This window comes from Nostoc sp. 'Lobaria pulmonaria (5183) cyanobiont' (assembly GCF_002949795.1).
Taxonomy (GTDB): domain Bacteria; phylum Cyanobacteriota; class Cyanobacteriia; order Cyanobacteriales; family Nostocaceae; genus Nostoc.
The window spans coordinates 605,622-612,500 of the sequence record NZ_CP026692.1; the positions used below are offsets into that span (position 1 = coordinate 605,622).

General features: G+C 42.3%; 4 protein-coding genes and 1 rRNA gene (1 of these 5 cut by a window edge). 3 read left to right on the plus strand and 2 right to left on the minus strand.

The annotated features are described in order from the left end of the window. Window positions 1–36: 36 nt before the first annotated feature. Window positions 37–1,707, plus strand: coding sequence for a dipeptide ABC transporter ATP-binding protein (locus NLP_RS02570; RefSeq protein ID WP_104905020.1), 1,671 nt, complete (start codon window positions 37–39; stop codon window positions 1,705–1,707). A 27-nt stretch (window positions 1,708–1,734) separates the two neighbouring features. Here NLP_RS02570 and NLP_RS02575 read toward each other — a convergent pair whose 3' ends face one another. Next, a complete protein-coding gene (locus tag NLP_RS02575; protein WP_104905021.1) occupies window positions 1,735–2,679 on the minus strand; it encodes a hypothetical protein in 945 nt (314 codons plus the stop codon). Window positions 2,680–3,394: 715 nt separating this feature from the next. On the opposite strand from NLP_RS02575, the gene NLP_RS02580 reads away from it, so the two are divergent. Beyond that, on the plus strand, window positions 3,395–3,898 hold the full coding sequence (locus NLP_RS02580; RefSeq protein ID WP_104905022.1) for a GNAT family N-acetyltransferase: 504 nt from the start codon (window positions 3,395–3,397) through the stop codon (window positions 3,896–3,898). Window positions 3,899–4,214: 316 nt separating this feature from the next. Here NLP_RS02580 and nadC read toward each other — a convergent pair whose 3' ends face one another. Continuing rightward, window positions 4,215–5,081 (minus strand): carboxylating nicotinate-nucleotide diphosphorylase, encoded by an 867-nt coding sequence (nadC, locus tag NLP_RS02585; RefSeq protein WP_104905023.1) that lies wholly within the window; start codon window positions 5,079–5,081, stop codon window positions 4,215–4,217. A gap of 311 nt (window positions 5,082–5,392) precedes the next feature. Here nadC and NLP_RS02590 point away from each other — a divergent pair. Further along, window positions 5,393–6,879, plus strand: a 16S ribosomal RNA gene (locus NLP_RS02590); it runs 2 nt beyond the window's last position.

Genomic DNA, 6,879 nt, shown 5'->3' on the forward strand with positions numbered 1-6,879 from the left:
TTATAAAAACTGGTAGCTCAGGGCTGATAACTAACTATGAGTGAAGCCTTATTCTGTATCGAAAATCTGCGAGTTGCCTATCCTGGGCGGAGTGGAGAAGAAGCAAGCTGGGCGGTTGATGATGTATCTTTCACGTTGCAACCAGGTGAAAGAATGGGATTGGTGGGAGAGTCAGGTTGTGGTAAATCAACTATTGGACGGGCAGTAATGCGTTTACTACCAGCCTCTAGCCGTATTCAGGGACGGGTGACATTTCAAGGAAAATCGGTGTTTGACTTGACACCTAACCACCTGCGGAAATTTCGGGGAGAGGCGATCGCCTTAATTTTTCAAGATCCCATGACACGCCTCGATCCTTTGATGACGATTGGTAAGCATTGTATCGAAACCCTCCAGGCGCACTCACCACAATTATCAACGCGCGAAGCTAAAGAAAAAGCACTTGCTACCTTGGCAAAGGTGAATATTCCCGCTAGTCGTTGGAATCAGTATCCTCATGAGTTTAGCGGTGGAATGCGCCAACGGGTAGCGATCGCTTTAGCTTTACTCCTCAACCCCAAGTTTATTGTTGCTGACGAACCCACCACCAGTTTAGATGTCACCGTCTCCGCGCAGATATTGCAAGAATTAACTCGCCTGTGCGGTGAAGAAAACATGGGATTATTGCTGATTTCTCACGATTTAGCAATGGTAGCTGAATATTGCGATCGCATTGGCGTGATGTACAACGGTAAGATGGTCGAAATGGGTTCTACAGAAACCGTATTTAGGCAACCTCAACATGAATACACGCGATCGCTCTTAAAAGCAGCTTTACACATTCAAGCTGTAACTGATAGTGGAGAATTAATAATTGCCAATGACGCAGAAAAGCAATTACCGATTATTAATCAGCAATCTCCAATTTTAAGCGTTACAGAACTTAAGCAACACTACACCATAGAACCTAACTTTATCGAACGACTGCTTAACACACAAACGCAGACAATTAAAGCAGTAGATGGGATCGACTTGGATATTTATCCAGGAGAAATTCTTGGCTTAGTCGGGGAATCAGGTTGTGGCAAAAGCACACTCTCACGAACGATCTTGCAACTAATTCGTCCCACTAGTGGCAAAGTTGAGTTTTTAGGACAGGATTTAACTAAACTATCGCGTCAAGAAATTCGTTCCTCGCGGCGACAAATACAAATGGTCTTTCAAGATCCTCATGCTTGTCTCAATCCAGCTATGACAGTGGGACAAAGTATTGCAGATCCTTTATTTATTCACAATCTAGCTAATCCTACCAAGGCAAAAGAACAGGTTTTGTGGATGCTAAATAAAGTTGGATTAACACCGCCAGAAGTGTATTATGAGCGTTACCCGTCGGATTTGTCTGGTGGACAACAGCAACGAGTAGCGATCGCTCGTGCTTTAATTACTCACCCTAAACTCTTAATCTGTGATGAACCAGTGAGTATGTTAGACGCCAGCGTTCAGTCGCAGGTGCTGGATTTGATGTTGCAATTAAAGGAAGAATTTGAGTTAACTTATCTATTCATTACTCATGACCTTTGGTTAGCTCGATTTTTGTGCGATCGGATTGCCGTAATGAATGGCGGTAAAATTGTTGAACTCGGTCTTACAAAAAAGATTTTTGCTAATCCTCAGCACCCTTATACCAAAACCTTACTAGCTGCTGCTCCGTTACTAGCACGCGCTTAACTATCAGGAGTTATGAGTTTAAAATTCCTAACTTTCTTCTCTTCCCTCAAGTAATTTAGTTGCTTCTCCACTCGAACCATATAGCTCAACAAATCTTTTAAACAACAACGCAGTCTCGTGATTTGAAGTCCTACTTAGGTTGAATAAACGCCCTATATTTTTTTCACCTAAAGCTCTTAGATATGGCAAATCTTCAAATAGAGTCAAACAAGAAGCAAAATGTAAGATTATTTGTAATAATGGCTTTGGCCACTCTAGGTCACTATAAATATCTATAAAGAAATGATGTTCTGAGTCATTTAACGGGAAAGCATGAAAGATAACAATTATCCTTTTGTTATTGTAGACTGGAATACTTAGTTCAACAGTGTAGGGAGTATGTAATATTAGATCCACCTCTACAGTTGGTTGTCGCCAAATTCTCAAAGGATTAGCTGGCGAATCTAATATAGTCTGAAATGTAATTTTACCACCAACATTTGTAGTTTGGAACTGGCTGATATTAATAATTTTAAGATTATTAAGGCTAAACCTATGAACTGTTTCTAAATGTTTTAAGTTTAATAGATGATATATTTGACAAATATAAGGAAAGGGTAAAATATACTCCTGGCTAATCATGTGTAGCTTTCTTAATTGAAGCTTATTAGCTTGAGTCCGATCGAGATATTCTTGATATTGACTAGGGCCTAAATCATTACTATTGAAGCTTTCTTCTGGCTTTAGATATAGCCAACTCACAAAAAAGAAAGAGGCTGTAAATAGCTGAAATATTTCTATAGCAGATAAAGAACCATTTGCAAATGCGGCTATACTTCTATCGGTTACTCCAAAAAGCCAAGATGGAATACCAAAAAGCCAAATATTACTTTTTATTTTATCTATAAAAAGCGCTATTTCAACAATATTTGAAATTTTACTGTCTTGAGTAGCACTGAATTTATCATTAACTTTTAAACAATTAATAGACATAGTATAGTATTTTTACTCAATGTTACATCAGTAAAACTTATATTTATATTTATTTTAAAGATTAATACATGATAGTGACCTCTGTCTTTAGCTATATATAGAACTTGTAGTGATTGCTACTAACTTCAAATCAGTTCTTTGTAAATATCGTAACAAAATACAATTTATTGTTATCTACAATCCTAAAGTCTATGTATATAAAAACATAATCAAATTAGTTGTAAGTCTTAATTTGAAAGTGTTTGAGATTATAAAATCTCAGGTAAAACTTAAAAAAATAACATTAAAAAAATATTTGTAATTACTAAATTAAAAAATATAAATTATCTCAATTTGACAAAAGTAGGATGTCATTATGTTGCATAAAAATAATTCTTTCTGATATGATAAAATTATCTACTGCTGTAGGATTGAATAATGAATAATGCGTTATTAATAAAAACTTAGGATTTAAAAGTAAGGAATTATAAAGTGTTTTTTTTACACAAAAGACAGTAGATAGTGCACTGGAATTTTCCTCTAGTTATAGCAGCTGTGGTATCTTCCGTAGTGGCGCATCACATACTTGCTAGTAAGGTTAACCATTATCTTATGTAAGGTACGAGATCGCTACCTGGCATAGTATCTGTGACAATACGATAGAAGCCGTAGAATTGCTACTGTTAACACTGTATTATTTTTGAATATTTTCTGAAGATTTTTTTGACACGGTACAATGACTATTCGCCATGCGACTGAAACTGACTTGCCTGCAATTGTGGCAATTTACAATGCTGCAATTCCTAGCCGTATGGCAACCGCTGACTTAGAACCAGTATCCGTGGAAAGTCGCCTTACTTGGTTTAAGGGGCGATCGCCTTCACAACGCCCACTTTGGGTAATTGAAGTAGACGGAGTAATTGCCGGATGGCTTAGTTTCCAATCCTTTTATGGGCGACCCGCCTATAGTAAGACTGCGGAAATTAGTATTTACATCGCCCCTAGCTTTCATCGGTATGGCTTGGGACGGCAACTCTTAGCACAAGCAATTAGCGAAAGTCCTAATTTAGGTCTAAAGAGCCTAGTATGCTTCATTTTTGCCCACAATCACCCCAGTTTAAAACTCTTTGAAACATTTGGTTTTGAACGCTGGGGACATTTGCCTAAGATTGCCGAACTTGACAGCGTTGAAAGGGACTTAGTGATCATGGGACTGCGAATTAGTAAACCTGTTGTTTAAGGCGATCGCTATTTTCTGTGACTTGGAAATTAAATTCGGTAACAATCGATCTGGATTAATTCTCCGTAACTATTGTGATGATTCTCAGGTAATTGTTAGAGGATAGGTAAGCGATCGCTTTTTTATCGCTGTTCTTATTTCACATCGTAGCTCGATCAAACCTGGTTAAATAATATATCAAGTATTCTTACTTAAAAGCTGGATACATAAACTTAGTTGAACTCGGTGTCCTCAAAAAAGACATTGTTTTAGGCTTTGATGTCCAAAAATGCGATATTACAACGACTTTGCAGGAGGATAATTGACCTTATTCTATTTAAAGTACAATCCTCATACTCAAATCTAGCCACTTTGATTGAGTAATCGGCGCACTGCTAGAAATATAGTCAACACCCGTTTCCGCCACGCCGCGAATCGTTTCCAAAGTCACATTCCCCGAAGCTTCAATTTTCACTCGGTTATCCTGCTGGCGAATCAACAGTACCGCCTGACGCATTATATCCAAAGGCATATTGTCCAACATAATAATGTCCGCGTTGTGCTGCAAAGCTTCTTTCACCTGTTCTAAACTTTCTGTCTCAACCTCTATTGTCAAGGGATAAGGAATCTGAGAACGAATACGGGTAACTGCTTCTCCAATTCCCCCAACTGCCGCAATGTGATTATCCTTAATCATCACCGCATCATCCAACCCCATCCGGTGATTAATTGCCCCACCCAAAGCAGTCGCGTACTTTTCCAACAGTCTCAGCCCTGGCGTAGTTTTACGCGTATCCACCAACTGAGCAGGTAAATCAGCAATTTTCTCTACATATATATTAGTCAGCGTCGCAATCCCACTCAACCGCATAGCTAAGTTGAGCGCGACTCGTTCCCCCATCAGCAGCGCATCCAGTGAACCATGGATTTCAGCTATTATCTGTCCCGGCTCACACCATGCACCTTCATCTGCCATCGCCACAAAGCTGACTTTTTCATTCAATATCTGAAACACCTTAGCTGCAACTGGTAAGCCAGCAATTATCCCAGAAGCTTTTGCGATCCATGTAGCAGAGCCTAGCGTCACATCTTCTACTAGTAGCGTATTTGTTGTGCGATCGCCCCTGCCAATATCCTCCACCAACCAGGCACGCAAAAGAGGATCTAAAACCAGCCAGGGAGGCAAAACACCAGAATTGCTCACAAAATTATTGCTTCCTTAGTGACTTCCAGGAATACTATAGTCTAAAACCCTTAGGTTACAAGGATTTTATAGCGATATAAAAACAGTCCAAAAGAATTTTGGAAAAATAGTTGACAAGCTTAAGGAGGTTCGCTATATTGAATAAGTGCTGGAAGCGGAGCGCGAAAAAGCGACGCTTAAAGGACACCGAACCTTGAAAATATTATAGTTTGAAAGCGATTATACAGCAAGTGGATTGCGTCAAGCAAATAAAAAATAACTAAGCTGAAGTTAAAAAAGAGCAGCTATAGAGCTAAAAAGCTTTCCAATTCAAAACGGAGAGTTTGATCCTGGCTCAGGATGAACGCTGGCGGTATGCTTAACACATGCAAGTCGAACGAACTCTTCGGAGTTAGTGGCGGACGGGTGAGTAACGCGTGAGAATCTGGCTTCTGGTCTGGGACAACCACTGGAAACGGTGGCTAATACCGGATGTGCCGTAAGGTGAAAGGTTAACTGCCAGAAGATGAGCTCGCGTCTGATTAGCTAGTTGGTAGAGTAAGAGCCTACCAAGGCGACGATCAGTAGCTGGTCTGAGAGGACGATCAGCCACACTGGGACTGAGACACGGCCCAGACTCCTACGGGAGGCAGCAGTGGGGAATTTTCCGCAATGGGCGAAAGCCTGACGGAGCAATACCGCGTGAGGGAGGAAGGCTCTTGGGTCGTAAACCTCTTTTCTCAGGGAAGAACACAATGACGGTACCTGAGGAATAAGCATCGGCTAACTCCGTGCCAGCAGCCGCGGTAATACGGAGGATGCAAGCGTTATCCGGAATGATTGGGCGTAAAGCGTCCGCAGGTGGCAATGTAAGTCTGCTGTTAAAGAGTCTAGCTCAACTAGATACAAGCAGTGGAAACTACATAGCTAGAGTACGTTCGGGGCAGAGGGAATTCCTGGTGTAGCGGTGAAATGCGTAGAGATCAGGAAGAACACCAGTGGCGAAGGCGCTCTGCTAGGCCGTAACTGACACTGAGGGACGAAAGCTAGGGGAGCGAATGGGATTAGATACCCCAGTAGTCCTAGCCGTAAACGATGGATACTAGGCGTGGCTTGTATCGACCCGAGCCGTGCCGTAGCTAACGCGTTAAGTATCCCGCCTGGGGAGTACGCCGGCAACGGTGAAACTCAAAGGAATTGACGGGGGCCCGCACAAGCGGTGGAGTATGTGGTTTAATTCGATGCAACGCGAAGAACCTTACCAAGGCTTGACATGTCGCGAATCCTGGTGAAAGCTGGGAGTGCCTTCGGGAGCGCGAACACAGGTGGTGCATGGCTGTCGTCAGCTCGTGTCGTGAGATGTTGGGTTAAGTCCCGCAACGAGCGCAACCCTCGTTTTTAGTTGCCAGCATTAAGTTGGGCACTCTAGAGAGACTGCCGGTGACAAACCGGAGGAAGGTGGGGATGACGTCAAGTCAGCATGCCCCTTACGCCTTGGGCTACACACGTACTACAATGCTCCGGACAGAGGGCAGCTACCACGCGAGTGCAAGCAAATCCCGCAAACCGGAGCTCAGTTCAGATCGCAGGCTGCAACTCGCCTGCGTGAAGGAGGAATCGCTAGTAATTGCAGGTCAGCATACTGCAGTGAATTCGTTCCCGGGCCTTGTACACACCGCCCGTCACACCATGGAAGCTGGTAGTGCCCGAAGTCATTACTCAAACCGTTCGCGGGGGAGGATGCCTAAGGCAGGACTGGTGACTGGGGTGAAGTCGTAACAAGGTAGCCGTACCGGAAGGTGTGGCTGGATCACCTCCT